The 14,906-nt window shown below is 68.8% G+C and carries 13 protein-coding genes and 1 pseudogene; 3 read left to right on the top strand and 11 right to left on the bottom strand.

Annotation, left to right across the window (positions count from 1 at the left end):
- Nucleotides 1-18: 18 nt before the first annotated feature.
- The 5 genes and pseudogenes from prcB to arc all read right to left on the bottom strand — a co-directional run bounded on the left by prcB (nt 19) and on the right by arc (nt 4,945).
- Complete coding sequence (gene prcB, locus FDM97_RS11840) at nt 19-858, bottom strand: proteasome subunit beta (RefSeq protein ID WP_137990372.1); 840 nt, start codon at nt 856-858, stop codon at nt 19-21.
- Nucleotides 810-1,003, bottom strand: a pseudogene (locus FDM97_RS11835) (endonuclease VII domain-containing protein); the annotation flags it as partial. The gene prcB and the pseudogene FDM97_RS11835, both read right to left, overlap by 49 nt.
- Before the next feature lie 123 nt (nt 1,004-1,126).
- Nucleotides 1,127-1,339: a ubiquitin-like protein Pup gene (locus FDM97_RS11830; protein ID WP_175439096.1), complete on the bottom strand. Its 213-nt coding sequence runs from the start codon at nt 1,337-1,339 to the stop codon at nt 1,127-1,129.
- Between the two features lie 147 nt (nt 1,340-1,486).
- Nucleotides 1,487-2,998, bottom strand: coding sequence for a depupylase/deamidase Dop (dop, locus tag FDM97_RS11825; protein WP_137990371.1), 1,512 nt, complete (start codon nt 2,996-2,998; stop codon nt 1,487-1,489).
- A 180-nt stretch (nt 2,999-3,178) separates the two neighbouring features.
- On the bottom strand, nt 3,179-4,945 hold the full coding sequence (arc, locus tag FDM97_RS11820; RefSeq protein ID WP_137990370.1) for a proteasome ATPase: 1,767 nt from the start codon (nt 4,943-4,945) through the stop codon (nt 3,179-3,181).
- Nucleotides 4,946-5,198: 253 nt separating this feature from the next.
- On the opposite strand from arc, the gene FDM97_RS11810 reads away from it, so the two are divergent.
- Nucleotides 5,199-5,510, top strand: coding sequence for a ferredoxin (locus tag FDM97_RS11810; RefSeq protein WP_137990369.1), 312 nt, complete (start codon nt 5,199-5,201; stop codon nt 5,508-5,510).
- A 4-nt stretch (nt 5,511-5,514) separates the two neighbouring features.
- Here FDM97_RS11810 and FDM97_RS11805 read toward each other — a convergent pair whose 3' ends face one another.
- The 3 genes from FDM97_RS11805 to FDM97_RS11795 all read right to left on the bottom strand — a co-directional run bounded on the left by FDM97_RS11805 (nt 5,515) and on the right by FDM97_RS11795 (nt 8,482).
- Nucleotides 5,515-6,087, bottom strand: a complete 573-nt coding sequence (locus FDM97_RS11805; protein WP_137990368.1) for a hypothetical protein — start codon at nt 6,085-6,087, stop codon at nt 5,515-5,517.
- 205 nt (nt 6,088-6,292) lie between these two features.
- On the bottom strand, nt 6,293-7,180 hold the full coding sequence (locus FDM97_RS11800) for a tRNA (adenine-N1)-methyltransferase (RefSeq protein ID WP_019884997.1): 888 nt from the start codon (nt 7,178-7,180) through the stop codon (nt 6,293-6,295).
- Nucleotides 7,181-7,198: 18 nt separating this feature from the next.
- Entirely contained in the window at nt 7,199-8,482 is a 1,284-nt protein-coding gene (locus FDM97_RS11795) for a site-2 protease family protein (protein WP_137990367.1), read from the bottom strand.
- Nucleotides 8,483-8,627: 145 nt separating this feature from the next.
- On the opposite strand from FDM97_RS11795, the gene FDM97_RS11790 reads away from it, so the two are divergent.
- Entirely contained in the window at nt 8,628-9,590 is a 963-nt protein-coding gene (locus FDM97_RS11790) for a RecB family exonuclease (protein WP_254705566.1), read from the top strand.
- Nucleotides 9,591-9,600: 10 nt separating this feature from the next.
- Nucleotides 9,601-10,272: a response regulator gene (locus tag FDM97_RS11785; protein ID WP_137990365.1), complete on the top strand. Its 672-nt coding sequence runs from the start codon at nt 9,601-9,603 to the stop codon at nt 10,270-10,272.
- An 88-nt stretch (nt 10,273-10,360) separates the two neighbouring features.
- On the opposite strand, the gene FDM97_RS11780 is transcribed toward FDM97_RS11785, so the two are convergent.
- The 3 genes from FDM97_RS11780 to FDM97_RS11770 all read right to left on the bottom strand — a co-directional run bounded on the left by FDM97_RS11780 (nt 10,361) and on the right by FDM97_RS11770 (nt 14,835).
- Nucleotides 10,361-11,941, bottom strand: a complete 1,581-nt coding sequence (locus tag FDM97_RS11780; RefSeq protein ID WP_137990364.1) for an ABC transporter substrate-binding protein — start codon at nt 11,939-11,941, stop codon at nt 10,361-10,363.
- Nucleotides 11,942-12,026: 85 nt separating this feature from the next.
- Entirely contained in the window at nt 12,027-13,616 is a 1,590-nt protein-coding gene (locus tag FDM97_RS11775) for an ABC transporter substrate-binding protein (protein ID WP_137990363.1), read from the bottom strand.
- Between the two features lie 520 nt (nt 13,617-14,136).
- The gene (locus FDM97_RS11770) at nt 14,137-14,835 is read right to left on the bottom strand and encodes an HAD family hydrolase (RefSeq protein WP_137990362.1); all 699 of its coding nucleotides are present in this window, start codon (nt 14,833-14,835) and stop codon (nt 14,137-14,139) included.
- Nucleotides 14,836-14,906: the final 71 nt, after the last annotated feature.

Genomic DNA, 14,906 nt, shown 5'->3' with positions numbered 1-14,906 from the left:
TCTCATGACGACGAGTGATCAAAGCAGGGCCGCGCGCGGACCGTCGGGCTGCTCAAGGCGCCGGTCGGTGACCGAGCGGGCGAGCGCCGAGGACTCCTCCTCGGTGAGCCTGCGGAAGCCCTCGTCGGTGATGACAGTGACGATCGGATAGATGTGCCGGTACAGGTCCGGGCCACCGGTCGCCGAGTCGTCGTCGGCGGCGTCGTACAGCGCCTGCACGACCAGCGTGGTCGCCTGCTCCTCCGTCAGGTCGGGGCGGTACAGCTTCTTCATGGACCCGCGGGCGAAGATCGAGCCGGAGCCAGTGGCGGCGAAGCCCTGCTCCTCGGAGCGGCCACCGGTCACGTCGTAGGAGAAGATCCGGCCCTTCTCCTTGCCCTCGTCCCAGCCGGCGAAGAGCGGCACCACGGCGAGGCCCTGCATGGCCATGCCGAGGTTGCCCCGGATCATGGTGGACAGGCGGTTCGCCTTGCCCTCCAGGGAGAGGGTCGTCCCCTCCACCTTCTCGAAGTGCTCCAGCTCCAGCTGGAACAGCTTGACCATCTCCACGGCGAGACCGGCGGTGCCGGCGATGCCCACGGCCGAGAACTCGTCGGCCGGGAACACCTTCTCGATGTCGCGCTGCGCGATCATGTTCCCCATGGTCGCCCGCCGGTCACCGGCGAGCACGACACCGCCGGGGAACGTGGCGGCCACGATCGTGGTGCCGTGCGGCGCCTCGAGGACGCCTTCGGGCAGCTTCCGGTTGCCCGGGAGCAGCTGCGGCGAGTGATCGGACAGGAAGTCCAGGAACGAGGACGAGCCCGGCGTCAGGAAGGCAGCTGGTAGACGCCCGGTGCTACGAGTGTTGGCTTCCACGCGTGTCCCTCCAAAAAGATGAGATGGCCCGACGCAGACTGTCGGGATCGTCTCCCAACTTGCCGATGGCCGAATTGCAGTTGAAGCACAGTACGCCACGGACCCTACCCGTCTCGTGACGGTGATCCACCTGAACTGCGGGGGCAGTCGGCCGTACCGGCGCTCGACACATCGCTGATGACCGGACGGCACGGGCACGCTCGCCCGCACCGTCCGGCAACCGCCTCGGTCACCCCACCCCCACCTTCGATCCGAAGGTCAGATGGCTTTACTGGCCGCCCTTTTGCACGAAGGAGCGCACGAAGTCCTCGGCGTTCTCCTCCAGGACGTCGTCGATCTCGTCGAGGACGGAGTCCACGTCGTCGCTCAGCTTCTCCTGGCGTTCCTTGAGGTCGGAGCTCGCCTCCGCGGTCGTCTCCTCGACCTCCTCCGTGGAACGCGTCGCCTTCTGCTGTCCGCCGCCGGTGTCCTTGGTCGCCATATCCCTCACCCCGCTCGAATCGGCCCGCTCGGTTGGGTCTCTCAAGATCAGACCCTACAAGCAGGGTCTGACATCGGCCCCGCAGTTTCGTACAACGTCCGGGCACTAGTCCCATGATTCCCAGCAGCCGGTCATTTCAGCCGCGCCTCAGCCGCCGGACAGTACGCGGACCAGTTCCTCCGCCGTCCTGCACCGGTCCAGAAGCTCCTTCACGTGGTTCCTGGTACCCCGCAGGGGTTCCAGGGTCGGTACCCGCTGCAGGGAGTCGCGGCCCGGAAGGTCGAAGATCACCGAGTCCCAGGAGGCGGCCGCCACGTCGTCGGCGTACTGCTCCAGGCAGCGGCCCCGGAAATAGGCCCTGGTGTCCTCCGGAGGCTTCGTCTCGGCCTTCTCCACCTCGGTCTCGTCCAGGAGGCGCTTCATGCGCCCCCGGGCCACCAGACGGTTGTACAGGCCCTTCTCGGGGCGTACGTCGGCGTACTGCAGGTCCACGAGGTGCAGACGCGCCGCGTCCCAGTCCAGCCCGTCCCGGCGCCGGTAGCCCTCCATGACCTCCCGCTTGGCGATCCAGTCCAGCTCACCGGCCAGGCTCATGGGGTCGTTCTCGAGCCGGTTGAGCGTGTCCTCCCAGCGGATCAGGACGTCCTTGGTCTGCTCGTCGGCGTCGACACCGAAGCGCTCCTCGACATACTTCCTGGCCAGCTCGAAGTACTCCATCTGGAGCTGGACCGCGGTGAGTGTGCGGCCGCTGCGCAGCGTGACCAGATGCTGGAGCGTGGGGTCGTGGGAGACCTGGTGCAGGGTGCGCACCGGCTGCTCCACGGCGAGGTCCACGTTGATGAAGGAGTCCTCGATCATGGACAGGACCAGGGCGGTGGTGCCCAGCTTGAGGTAGGTGGAGATCTCCGAGAGGTTCGCGTCGCCGATGATCACGTGCAGCCGGCGGTACTTCTCGGCGTCCGCGTGGGGCTCGTCGCGGGTGTTGATGATGGGGCGCTTCAGCGTGGTCTCCAGGCCGACCTCGACCTCGAAGTAATCGGCGCGCTGGCTGATCTGGAAACCGTGCTCGCGGCCGTCCTGGCCGATGCCGACGCGGCCGGCGCCCGTGACGACCTGCCGCGAGACGAAGAAGGGCGTCAGGTGGCGCACGATGTCCGAGAAGGCGGTCTCCCGCTTCATCAGGTAGTTCTCGTGCGTGCCGTAGGAGGCGCCCTTGTTGTCGGTGTTGTTCTTGTAGAGGTGGATCGGCTGGGCGCCGGGGAGCTGCGCCGCCCGTTCGGCGGCCTCCGCCATGATCCGCTCGCCGGCCTTGTCCCAGAGGACGGCGTCACGGGGGTTGGTGACCTCGGGGGCGCTGTACTCCGGGTGGGCGTGGTCCACGTAGAGCCGGGCGCCGTTGGTGAGGATCACATTGGCCAGGCCGATGTCCTCGTCGGTGAGCTGGCTGGAGTCGGCGGCCTCGCGGGCGAGGTCGAAGCCTCGCGCGTCCCGCAGCGGGTTCTCCTCCTCGAAGTCCCAGCGGGCGCGGCGCGCCCGGTGCATCGCCGCCGCGTAGGCGTTGACGATCTGGGACGAGGTGAGCATGGCATTGGCGTTCGGGTGGCCCGGAACGGAGATCCCGTACTCCGTTTCGATGCCCATTACTCGCCGTACGGTCATGCGGCCCTCCTTGCCCGGCGGCGCTCCCCTTCGGGTGCGGCGCAACAAGTACCGACGAGCCTAGAGCGACTCCGCGCCGGTGGGGAGATCGTTTGCGGTTTTGCTGGGGTGTTTCTGCTGGCGTGGAATGCGACGGCTGCGGATGCCCGTTTTCCGGACATCCGCAGCCGGTCCGCGTTTTTACAGGTACTGACCGGTGTTGGCCACCGTGTCGATGGAGCGTCCGGTGTCCGCGCCCTGCTTTCCGGTGACGAGGGTGCGGATGAAGACGATCCGCTCGCCCTTCTTTCCGGAGATCCGGGCCCAGTCGTCGGGGTTGGTGGTGTTGGGCAGGTCCTCGTTCTCCTTGAACTCGTCCACGCAGGCCTGGAGGAGGTGGGAGACGCGGATGCCCTTCTGGTTGTGGTCGAGGAAGGCCTTGATAGCCATCTTCTTGGCCCGGTCGACGATGTTCTGGATCATCGCTCCGGAGTTGAAGTCCTTGAAGTAGAGGACTTCCTTGTCGCCATTGGCGTAGGTGACCTCGAGGAAGCGGTTCTCCTCGGATTCCGCGTACATCTGCTCGACCACGGACTGGATCATTCCGTGGGCGGCGGCCTCCTTGGAGCCGTGGTGCTCGGAGAGGTCGTCGGCGTGCAGCGGCAGCGAAGCCGTGAGGTACTTCGCGAAGATGTCCTTCGCGGCCTCGGCGTCCGGGCGCTCGATCTTGATCTTGACGTCGAGCCGGCCGGGCCGCAGGATCGCGGGGTCGATCATGTCCTCGCGGTTGGAGGCGCCGATGACGATGACGTTCTCCAGGCCCTCCACACCGTCGATCTCGGCGAGCAGCTGGGGGACGATCGTGTTCTCGACGTCCGAGCTGACTCCGGATCCGCGGGTGCGGAAGAGGGATTCCATCTCGTCGAAGAAGACGATGACGGGGGTGCCCTCGCTCGCCTTCTCGCGGGCACGCTGGAAGACGAGGCGGATGTGCCGCTCGGTCTCACCGACGTACTTGTTGAGGAGCTCGGGGCCCTTGATGTTCAGGAAGTAGGACTTCCCGGCGGGCTGGCCGGTCACCTCGGCGACCTTCTTGGCAAGGGAGTTGGCGACGGCCTTCGCGATCAGCGTCTTGCCGCAGCCGGGCGGACCGTAGAGCAGGATGCCCTTCGGCGGCCGCAGTTCGTGCTCCTTGAAGAGGTCCGGGTAGAGGTACGGGAGCTCGACCGCGTCGCGGATCATCTCGATCTGGCCGCCCAGACCGCCGATCTTGTCGTAGTCGACGTCCGGGACCTCTTCGAGAACGAGTTCCTCGACCTCGCTCTTGGGGATCACCTCGTAGACGTAGCCGGACCTGGGTTCGAGCAGGAGGGCGTCGCCGGGACGGATGGTGATGTCCAGGAGCGGCTCGGCGAGCCTGACCACCCGTTCCTCGTCGGTGTGCCCGATGACCAGGGCGCGCTCGCCGTCCTCGAGGATCTCCTTGAGGGTGACGATGTCCCCGGCACGCTCGAATTCCATGGCCTCGACCACGTTGAGCGCTTCGTTGAGCATGACTTCCTGGCCGCGCCGGAGCTCGTCGAGCTCGACGCTGGGGCTCACGTTCACCCGGAGCTTGCGGCCACCGGTGAAGATGTCGCAGGTGCCGTCCTCGTTGGCCTCCAGGAAGACTCCGAAGCCGGCCGGCGGCTGTGCGAGCCGGTCGACCTCCTCCTTGAGGGCCACGATCTGGTCGCGGGCCTCACGGAGTGTGTTGGCGAGTCGCTCGTTCTGCGCGGACACGCCGGCCAGGTTTGTCTGCAGCTCGACGATCCGCTCTTCGAGAATCCTCGTATGACGCGGAGAGTCGGCGAGCTTGCGGCGCAGGACGGCGATTTCCTGCTCGAGATAGGCAACCTGGCCGGCGGGGTCTTCAGACCCCCGCCCCGGCCGGATGCCGCGGTTGATGTCGTCGTCGTGGGCTGCCACGGTCCTCACCTCCTCCAAGGGGAGCTGGACGCTTCCTGACCCTACCTGCGTGGGTGGTGATTGAAACCCCTAGATCAAAAAGACTCTGGGGTGTGTCCGATCTTCACCCTTGCGCTTCCCCTCACGCCAGGGGAATACCCACCCATCAACATCGGAAAGCGGCCGGTTGTATCGTCGTGTGTGGTCAACACCCGTCAGGCTTGGCCGGACTTAGAAGAACGATCTCTTTCGAAGCTCAGGAACGGCAGGAGACATGACCGTGCAGCACGAGGTCCCGACGACGGGCGCCGGCGAGGCGCTGGAGGTCTGGATCGACCAGGACCTCTGCACCGGGGACGGGATCTGCGCGCAGTACGCTCCCGAGGTCTTCGAGCTGGACATCGACGGGCTCGCGTATGTGAAGAGCGCGCAGGACGAGCTGCTGCAGGAGGCCGGGGCGACGACGCCGGTGCCGCTGCCGCTGCTGCAGGACGTGGTGGACTCCGCGAAGGAGTGCCCGGGCGACTGCATCCACGTGCGCCGGGTTTCGGACAGGGTCGAGGTCTACGGTCCCGACGCGGAGTGAGGGATCACACACTGCGCGCATCGGTCTGGGCGGTGCGGACGAAGGTGCCGCCCGTCCAGCGCCAGCTGACGCGTTCCTTCTCGTCGGGGCAGCAACTGGGGACGTCCGGGGACGAGTAGCCGAGCAGGGTGGCGGTCACCGCTCCGTCGCGTACGACGAGGTCGGTGACGTTCTTCTGCTCGGAGGGCTCGACGAGGGTGGCGACGACTCGGGCGCCGGGGCTTTCCTTGCCGTGGGTGAGGACGTAGAGCCCGTGCGGGGGCGTTCCCGACCCGGCTTCGCAGTGTACGACTGCGACGGTCTCGGGGTTTCCGTCGCCGTCGAGGTCACCGGCGGCCCGCCGCGCGATCGCGGTGGGCGCTCCCCCGCACTCCAGGGGGTAGGCGGCCGTCGTGGCGTCAGGTGCGGGCGGCAGGGCGCTCGTCCGGCTGCCCGCGGCCGCGGTGGTCGCGGTGGCGGGGTCGGGCTGGAGGAGGCCTGCGGCGGCGACGACGGCGGCCATCGCGGTCGCGGTGGCCAGCCAGTGCACCGGCCGGGCGTGGGTGTGCGCGAGGTCCGGGACGGCGGGGTGCTGCACGCGGGATGTCTCCTGTGACGTGGTGCGGAAGGAGTTGCGGGCATCGTGCCACACGTCACAGGCGGGTGGAACAGGCGGGGTGGGAGCTGTCCGCAAAGATGCCGAACGTGAAGGTGCCGCCGTCGAGTTCTCCGCCCTGGGGCGGGAACTCGACGGCGGCACGCGTTCGTTGTCGGGGCGTCAGCCCTGGTGGCGCCTGGAGGCGTCAGCCCTTGTTGGGGCCTTCGTAGTCCTCGCCGTACGCGCCCTTGGCGGGGCGCCGGCGGCGCATCGGGGGCTCGACGCCGTCCGCGAGGCGGCGGGCGGTGACGAGGAAGCCGGTGTGGCCGATCATCCGGTGGTCCGGGCGGACGGCCAGGCCTTCCACGTGCCAGTTGCGGATCATGGATTCCCACGGCTGCGGTTCGGCGTAGCAGCCGAACTCGCGGATGGACTCCACGGTGCGCGCGAGCTGGGTGGTGGTCGCCACGTAGCAGCAGAGGATGCCGCCGGGGACGAGCGCCTTGGAGACGGCCTCCAGGCACTCCCAGGGGGCGAGCATGTCCAGGATGACGCGGTCGACGTCGGTGTCGGACAGGTTGTCCTGGAGGTCGCCGACGGTGAGCTGCCAGGCGGGGTGCGGGCCGCCGAAGTAGCGCTCCACGTTGCCCTTGGCGATCTCGGCGAAGTCCTCGCGGCGCTCGTAGGAGTGCAGCATGCCGCTGTCGCCGATGGCGCGGAGCAGGAAGCTGCTGAGCGACCCCGAGCCCACCCCTGCCTCGACGACGCGGGCGCCGGGGAAGATGTCGGCGAAGGCCAGGATCTGCCCCGCGTCCTTGGGGTAGACCACGGCGGCGCCGCGGGGCATGGACAGGACGTAGTCGGGGAGCAGGGGGCGCAGCGCGAGGTAGGCGACGTTTCCCGTGGTACGGACAACACTGCCCTCGGGAGCACCGATCAGCTCGTCGTGGGGGAAGGAACCCTTGTGGGTGTGGAAATTCTTCCCGGCCTCGAGCGTGAACGTGTAGTGGCGTCCCTTGGGGTCGGTGAGCTGGACCTGGTCCCCGACCTTGAAGGGCCCGCGACGGCGGGCGGCACCGGTCGGTTCGGACATGTGACCAGAGTACCGGGGTTACGAGGAGGGTCTTGCCATGGCCCGGACGAAGGCGCGTTCCACGTCGGCGGTGGAGAGGACTCCGTAGATCTCGCCGGTCTCCTCGACGACCAGGTATTCGGTGGCGGGGCTGGCGCGCAGGTGGTCGAGGAGAGGCTGGCCGGTGAGTTCGGCCGGGACCCGCATGCCGTCGGTGAGGTCCTGGGCGAGGGCGCTGACGGCGACCCAGGGACGGCGGTGCTGGGGGACGCCTGCGATGGCGGTCTCGCGGACGAGGCCCGTGGGGTCGCCGATGCCGTCGACGACGACGAGGGCGCGGGCTCCGGCCTCGTTGGCGCGGCGCAGGGCCTCGGAGAGCGGGGTGGTCGGCTCGACGGGGATGGCGCGCCGGGTGAGGGTGCGGGCGCGCAGCTCGGGGAGGTGTTCGCGGAGCCGGGCCATGCGCAGGCTGTTGCCGGCGCCGGTCCAGATGATCGCGGCGAGGATGGCGGCGAGCAGGGCGTCGGTGACGGTGTCCATGCCGCTGATGTCGTCGGTGGAGTTGCCCAGGAGCCCGGTGCGGGTGAGGAGGGGCAGGCCGATGAGGACGGCGACGGCGAGCGCGCGGCCGACCCAGGCGGCGGCGACGGTGCCGCTCATGGGCTTGCCGGTGATCTTCCAGACGACGGCCCTGAGCATGCGGCCGCCGTCGAGCGGGAGGCCGGGCAGCAGGTTGAAGACCGCGACGATCAGATTGGAGATCATCAGGCCGGCGAGGAGGACACCGGGGACGGTGCCGGGTTCGACGGCGTACAGCGTGAGGTAGAAGAGGCCGGCGAGGACGAGCGAGAACAGCGGGCCGACGAAGGCGAGGACGAACTCGCGGCCGGGGGTCTCGGTCTCCTTCTCGATCTCGGAGACGCCGCCGAAGAACTGGAGCTGGATGCGGCGCACCGGGAGTTTGTAGCGGAGCGCGACGACCGTGTGCGCGAGTTCGTGGACCAGGACGGAGGCGTAGAAGGCGATGGCGAAGAAGAGGGAGACCAGGTAGCGGGCGGCGCCGAGGTCGGGCAGGACGCGCTGGATCTGGTCGCCGAAGACCCAGGTGATCAGTGCGGCGACGAGGAACCAGCTGGGGGCGACGTAGACGGGCACGCCGAAGGGGCGGCCCATGAGGATGCCTCCGCCGGGTTCCTCGGCCCGCCGGGCTTTGCCGGTGCCGGGGTCGGTGGGGCCTCCGGTGGGGTTCGGTGCCGCGGGCCTGGGTTCCGCTTCGCCGGACTGCGGCCGATGCTTCTCGCCGCGCTCGTCGTCCTGGTTCACGGGTTCCTTTCGTCGCCGAGTCGTCGCCGAGCTGCAGGGTGTGCGTCCGGGCGGCACTGCGTCACGCTTCGATCATGCAGTGCGACGGGGTCTGTCGTCGATGGTATTCCGCTCGCTGTCAGTGGCGGGCCGTAGGGTCTGTGTCATGAGTACGAGCGAGCAGCCGCCCGTGGAGGCCCGGACGCCCACGTCGTTGTCGCCTTCGCGGGCGAGCGACTTCATGCAGTGTCCCCTGCTGTACCGGTTCCGGGTGATCGACAGGCTGCCGGAGAAGCCGAGCGAGGCGGCGACGCGGGGCACGCTGGTGCACGCGGTCCTCGAGCGGCTCTTCGACGATCCGGCGCTGGAGCGGACGGCGCCCCGGGCGAAGGCCATGATTCCGGGGCAGTGGGACCGCCTCCTGGAGTCGCGGCCGGAGCTGGGCGAGCTGTTCGCGGAGGACGCCGAGGGCGAGCGTCTCTCGCGCTGGCTGACCGAGGCGGAGCAGCTGGTCGAGCGGTGGTTCACGCTGGAGGATCCGACGCGTCTGGAGCCGGCCGAGCGTGAGCTGTTCGTGGAGACGGAGCTGGAGTCGGGGCTGCGGCTGCGCGGTGTGATCGACCGGATCGACGTGGCGCCGACGGGCGAGGTGCGGATCGTCGACTACAAGACGGGCAAGGCGCCGCGGCCGGAGTACAGCGAGGGCGCGCTGTTCCAGATGAAGTTCTACGCGCTGGTGATCTGGCGGCTGAAGCGGGTCGTGCCGCGCCGGCTCCAGCTGGTCTACCTGGGCAGCGGCGATGTGCTGACGTACGACCCGGTGGAGACGGATCTGCTGCGGGTGGAGCGCAAGCTGCTGGCGCTGTGGGAGGCGATCCGGCTGGCGACGGAGACGGGCGAGTGGCGGCCGCGTCCGACGAAGCTGTGCGGCTGGTGCGACCACCGGGCGGTCTGCCCGGAGTTCGGGGGGACTCCCCCGGTGTATCCGCTGGAGATCCGGAGGGAGATCGGTCGGGAGGCCGAGCGGGGGAACGAGCTGGGGATCGAGCGGGAGATCGTTTCCGCGCGCCCGCCGGAGTCGGGCGAATCGGGGCAGGGCAGAATGGGCCCGTTCGAGCCCGCGCCCTGAAGGAGTTCCTGTGGCCATCCGCGTTCTACTGGTCGATGACCAGCCGCTGCTGCGCACCGGTTTCCGGATGATTCTGGAGGCGGAGCAGGACATCGCGGTCGTCGGTGAGGCCGGGGACGGTCTTCAGGCTCTGGACCAGGTGCGGGCGTTGCAGCCCGATGTGGTGCTGATGGACATCCGGATGCCCCGCATGGACGGCGTGGAGGCGACGCGGCAGATCACGGGCCCGGGCCGGGACGGTCCGGCGAAGGTGCTCGTGCTGACGACGTTCGATCTGGACGAGTACGTGGTGGAGGCGCTGCGGGCGGGGGCGAGCGGCTTCCTGCTGAAGGACGCGCCGGCCAATGAGCTCGTGCAGGCGATCCGGGTGGTCGCGGCGGGCGAGGCGATGCTGGCGCCGTCGATCACGCGCCGTCTCCTGGACAAGTATTCGGCGCATCTGCCGTCCGGTGACGAGCAGGTTCCGGACACGCTGAACACGCTGACCGAGCGTGAGGTCGAGGTGCTGAAGCTGGTGGCGCGCGGGCTGTCCAACGCGGAGATCGCGGCGGACCTGTTCGTCAGCGAGACGACGGTGAAGACGCATGTGGGCCATGTGCTGACGAAGCTGGGGCTGCGTGACCGGGTGCAGGCGGCGGTGTACGCGTACGAGAGCGGTCTGGTCCGCCCGGGCGCCCAGTAGGCGGCGCGTTCGCGGATACGGGAAAGGGGCCCGGCACGCACCACGCGTGCCGGGCCCCTTGCCGTACGGACGGTCCCGCTGTGTCCGGTCAGCCCTTCTCGATCTCCCAGAAGCGGAAGACGGTCGAGGCGTCCAGGGTCCACTCGAGGCCGGTGATGTTGCCGCGGGCGACGGCGTACTGCTTGCCCTGCCACAGCGGGAGGATCGGCAGCTCCTCGGCGACGAGGTCCTGGAGCTTGCCGAAGTCCTGGCCGGTGGCGGCACGGTCGGCGGAGGCGGCGGTCCTGGGCAGGAGGCTGCCGGTGATGGTGTTGTTCTCGTAGTTGTTGGCGAGGACGTTGCCCTCGCCGAAGAACGGGGCGGTGAAGTTGTCGGCGTCGGGGTAGTCGGGGATCCAGCCCCGGACGTACACGCCGTACTTGCCGTCCTCGATGTCCTTCATGTACTGCTCGGCCTCGACGGACTTCACGTCCACGTCGAACAGGCCGCTGGCGTTGAGCTGCTCGGCGATCGCCTTGAGGTCCTGGTCCGTGGTGGGGCCGAAGCGGCTGGGGGTGGACCAGAGGGTGAGCTTGACCTTGCCGGTGATGCCGGCCGAGCGGAGCGCCTTCTTGGCCTTGGCCTTGTCGGGGCTGCCGTAGGTGTCGAAGAAGGCGGTGTTGTGACCCGCGATGCCGGCCGGGACGATCGAGTACAGCGGGGTGGCCGTGGCCTTGTGGACGTTCTGGACGAGGGCCTCGCGGTCGACGAGGTGGGCGATGGCCTCGCGGACGCCGAGCTTGCCGACGACCGGGTCCTTGACGTTGAAGACGAGGTGCTGGACCTGGGCGCTGGTGCCCTGGACGACCTCGAACTCGGTCTCGCCGGTGGTGGCGGAGGCTTCGAGGGCGGCGACGTCGTCCGCGGCGAGGCCTCGGTAGGCGACGTCGATGTCGCCCGCGGCGAGGGCCTTGGAGAGGGCCGCGCGGTCACCGCCGTAGAGCTTGAGGGTCACGCCGCTGTTCTTCGCCTTGGCGGCGCCCTGGTAGCCGCCGTTGACGGAGAAGACGGCCTCGGTGTCGCTGAGGGACTCCAGCGTGTACGGGCCGGAGCCGACCGCCTTGCCGTCGGTGCGCAGCGCGTCCTCGGCGTACTCGCGGTGGTCCACGATGGAGCCGGCGCCGGAGGCGATCTTGCTGGGGAAGGTGGCGTCGGCGGTCTTGAGCCGGAAGACGACGGTGAGGTCGTCGGGGGTCTCGATGGAGTCGATCGTGGACAGCAGCGGCGCCGGGCCGTTCGGGTCGTCGATCTTGATCGCGCGGTCGAAGGAGAACTTGACGTCCTTCGAGGTCAGCGGGTTGCCGTTGGAGAACTTCAGGCCCTCGCGCAGGGTGCAGCGGTAGACCCTGCTGCCCCCTTCGAAGTCGCACTTCTCGGCGGCTTCCGGCTCGGGCTCGGTGGTGCCCTTGGGGAAGCTGAGCAGGGACTGGAAGACGTTGTTGAACAGCAGCCAGGAGCCGGGGTCGTAGCCGGCGGCGGGGTCGGTGGCCAGGACCTCGTCGGACATGCCGACGCGGATGTTGTCCCCGGAGTTCGCGGCGCCTCCGCCAAGCTCCGCGCCACAGCCGCTGAGCAGGGCGGCGGACAGTCCCGCGGCGAGGGGGGCCGTCAGCCACTTGTTGTGCTTCACAGAACGTGCCTCTTGATCTCTTGCCAGGCCTGCCGCGCGCGAGTGCGCGGCCGGTGTAACGAAGGGGTCAGGCGCTGCCCGAAGGTCAGACGGTGTCGCGGCCGAGCTCCCACAGGAGCAGGTCCGACGAGGTGTTGAGGGCCCATTCGACGCCGGTCAGGTCGTCGCGTGCGGCGACGTACTGCTTGCCCTGCCACAGGGGCAGGACCGGCACGTCCTTGGCGACGATCTTCTGGATCTGTCCGAAGACGGGGCTCACGGCGGTGCGGTCGGCCGAGCGGCGCGAGCGCGGGATCAGCTCGTCGCGTACGACCTTGTTGATGTACGGGGTGTTGAGGAAGTTCTCCGCGTCCAGGAAGGGAGCGACGTAGTTGTCGGGGTCCGGGAAATCGGGGAACCAGGCGAGGCCGTAGACGGCGTAGTCGCCGCGCTTCTGGGCGGGGCGGTACGAGGACCACTTGGTGCCCTGGACGGTGATGTCGAAGAGGCCGGTGGCGTTGAGCTGGTCGCGCAGCGCCTCGAACTCGGTCTTCATGTCCGGGCCGTAGTGGTCGGTGGTGTAGTGCAGGGTCAGCTTCACCGGAGCGGTGATGCCGGCCTCGCGCAGGATCTTCCCGGCCTTGGCGGTGCTGGGCTCTCCGTACGTGTCGAGGAAGGCCGTGGAGTGGCCGGTGACGCTGGAGGGGATGAGCGAGTACAGCGGCTTGGCGGCGGGGCCGTAGACCTTGCTGACGAGAGCGCCGCGGTCGACGACGGCGGCCATGGCCTGCCGGACGGCCTTGTCCCTCACGGAGGGGGCGGCGGTGTTGAAGCCCAGGTAGCGGATCTCGAGGCCGGGGACCTCGGTGAGGTCGATGCCCTCGGTGGGGTTGTCGGTGAGCTTCTTGACCTGCTGGAGCGACATGGAGCGGGTCATCATGTCGATCGTGCGGTCTTCGAGGGCCTTGCCCATGGCGTCCGCGTCGGCGAAGGTGCGGAGCTCGACCTTGTCGTTGCGCAGGGTGACGGTGCCCTTGTAGTTCGGGTTCCGGGTGAAGACGGCCTTGACGACGGTCTCGCCCTCGCGCTCGGCCTTCATCGTGTACGGGCCGGAGCCGTCCACCTCGAAGCCCTCGCGGAGCTGCTTGTCGCTGTACTTGTCCTTGCTGAGGATGCCGGCGACCGGGGTGGAGATCTTGTACGGGAAGGTCGCGTCGGGCGTCTTCAGGTGGAAGACGATCTCGCGCTCGCCCTTGGTCTCGACGGTGTCGATGTTGGCGAGGAGGGCGGCCGGTCCGTTGTCGGACTGGATGGTGAGCACCCGCGCGACGGAGAACTTGACGTCCTCGACGGTCAGCGGGGTGCCGTCGGCGAAGGTGAGGCCTTCGCGGAGGGTGCAGCGGTAGCTCTCACTGAGCCGGTCGCTGAAGCCGCAGCTCTCGGCGGCCTCGGGGACGGGCTCGCCGCCGCCGCGGGGCACGTGCATCAGGGTCTGGACGGTCTGCCGGAGGATGTTCCAGGCGCCGGTGTCGTAGGCGAAGGCCGGGTCGAGGGGCGCGGGGGCGTCGCTGGTGGCGAGGAACTGGTCCGTGGTGCCGACGACGATGGCTCTGTTCTCGTCCGAGCCGCCGCAGGCGACGAGCAGCGGGGCGAGCAGGCCGGCCACGGCCGGCAGTGCCAAGGTCTTGCGGTTCATCCTGGACGTTCTCCTCATCCGGCCTGGGATACAGCGGCGTACGACACTCCACCGCTGCCGCCCGGTCAGGGCGGGCGATCGGGCCGGGATGGTGTGCGATCGGTCCTGTGTTCGCGGCGACTTGGGTGGGGCGCCGGTGCACATGGATGGTGCGGCGAAGTACTCGCGAAAGATTAGTGGGCAACGCCGTAATGCCGGACCTCGGGCGGCTTGATGCGTATGCGCATGGTGAGCATGAATGCGGTGGGTTCGATAGTCATGCGCGGGAATGATTCGTCAGGGAAGGAGCGAATACGGACACACGGGGAGGGCGCAACCACCGCGATCCGGACATCGGATGCACTACGGCCACCCGCCGGTCGAAACGCTGAGTGACCAAGGTCACGTGTGTCACGACTCGACGGATGGCCGATTCATTTCCTGGCGGCGGTTACGGAAAATGCACGGTCGAGTGCCCTGCGTCTCCGCCGCCGCATTCGGGATCGGAAATCCCGGGAAGGCTCAGAAAAAGCTCAGACGATCATGGTGAAGTGATCAGCGTCCGCAGGAACGGAACGTCCACGTCCTCCAGGGAGCGGACCACGACGCGGCCCGCGGAGGGCGCGATCGGTGCGACGGACGGCACGGCGACCACGCGGCAGCCCGCCGCCTCCGCGGCCGCGACGCCCGTCGCCGTGTCCTCGATGACGGCGCACAGCGCCGGCTCGGCACCGACCCCGGTCGCGGCGGTCAGATAGGGCTCGGGGTGGGGCTTGGAGCACATCACCTCGTCGCCGGCGACGGTGAGGCTGAAGCGGTCGCGGCCCAGCGAGGCGAGGACCCGGTCGATGATGCGGCGGTGCGAGGCGGAGACCAGGGCGGTCGGGATGTTGTGGCGGTACAGCTCGGCGAGGAGCCGCTCGGCGCCCGGCATCAGCGGTACGCCCCGGTCGATGCGCTGCTCGAACTTCTCGTTGAGCAGGACGGTGAGCTCGGCGAGGGTGATGTCGGCGCCGGTGGCCTCGATCAGGTAGCCCGCGCTGCGGGTCATGGGGCCGCCGACGACGACGTCGCGCCAGGACTCGTCCAGCCGGTGCCCGAGGCCGGCGAAGACCTCCACCTCGGCGTCCCACCAGAACCCCTCGGTGTCGACGAGGGTGCCGTCCATGTCGAGGAAGACCGCCTGCAGGGCGGAGCTACCGCTCGTGCGGAACAAGGACGCGGGGACCGTACTGGTCATCCGGCACACCTCCATGGAGGGACGAGAAGGCCGGCCTCCCTCCCCGGTACGGGTAGGGCGGCCGGCCTGCA

This window comes from Streptomyces vilmorinianum, assembly GCF_005517195.1.
GTDB lineage: Bacteria > Actinomycetota > Actinomycetes > Streptomycetales > Streptomycetaceae > Streptomyces > Streptomyces vilmorinianum.
Note: the sequence above shows the minus strand (reverse complement) of the source record. Positions and strands in the feature narration are given on the sequence as shown.